This window comes from Providencia sp. CIM-Carb-044 (assembly GCF_033901115.1).
In the GTDB taxonomy this organism is placed as follows: Bacteria; Pseudomonadota; Gammaproteobacteria; order Enterobacterales; family Enterobacteriaceae; genus Providencia; species Providencia hangzhouensis.
In genome coordinates this window covers 1-983 of sequence record NZ_JAXADV010000061.1, presented here as the reverse complement: position 1 = coordinate 983, position 983 = coordinate 1, and the positions used below count along the sequence as shown (strand labels likewise).

1 protein-coding gene is annotated in these 983 nt (G+C 48.5%); it reads right to left on the bottom strand.

Annotation, left to right across the window (positions count from 1 at the left end):
* Window positions 1-983 (bottom strand): type VI secretion system tip protein TssI/VgrG (gene tssI / locus SJ312_RS23250; protein ID WP_319868414.1); only part of this gene is annotated, 983 nt, incomplete at both ends.

Sequence of the window (983 nt, the reverse complement as noted above, 5' to 3'; positions counted from 1 at the left end):
ATAATCGGTTTATCTATATCATTGTTAAGATAGGAAATAATCACTTCCTGCCCAATTCTGGGGATGGACATAAACCCAAAGCCATCGCCGTTCCAACCGTGGGCGACTCGCACCCAACAAGACGCGCTATGGTCAGGTTTGCCGCGCCTGTCCCAATGGAAATAGACCGTAACCGCCCCTTGTGAGTTGGTGTAAATTTCTTCACCCGGTGGCCCGACAACGGTAGCCAGCTCATCCCCATCCGCTGTAGGTTTATAACGATAAGGGGGACGCCATTCTTGAGTGCTAGGCACAAAGGACAGCTGGTTACTCAATTGAGTCCCTTCACCGCCACTGTTATCAGCAAGAGGTTGCACACCGTGATGGGATACGCTAATCACTTGCCACGTCGTATTCATTCGAGGGCTAGGATGGTTAGACAAGGTAAAAATACGCCCCGGTGCTAACTCAATGCAGTTCGTCGTAACCGTTCCTACTTGCCGCTGGTTTTGTGATTGTTCGTAGCGAATTTGGTTAAAAGGTTGCCCCTGCGCATCTTCTTGAAAGCGACCATAGCTTTCAAAGATTTCATGTTGTTGATGCACTTCCCCAGTGACTTGATGACTCAGCGGGTAAGAGGGCCTGAGTTGATTGTAGTCTTTATCCACGCGAATATCGCTGCACAACTGCTCGGCATAGCGCCATGTGGTGGCGGTGCTGTCGGTGATATCCGTTTCAGATTGCGGATTATAGGTGAGCGATATCCCCGCTTTCATGCCTAAATGACGGTCACTGTAAAACAGTTGTGGGCCTTCTTCGAACCAGTAATTAATCCCTTCTTCGGCAGCGAGGCGGCACCAGAACTCATACATCGTTTCACGCTTTTGGGTGATATACTCGCGTTTTAGATGCTCTTCAGGGTGGTAAAACTGCTTATCAAATTTGATGTGAGACTCGCTTAATAGCGTCTCAAGAATGTTCGGCACCGTCATATTTTGGAAAAT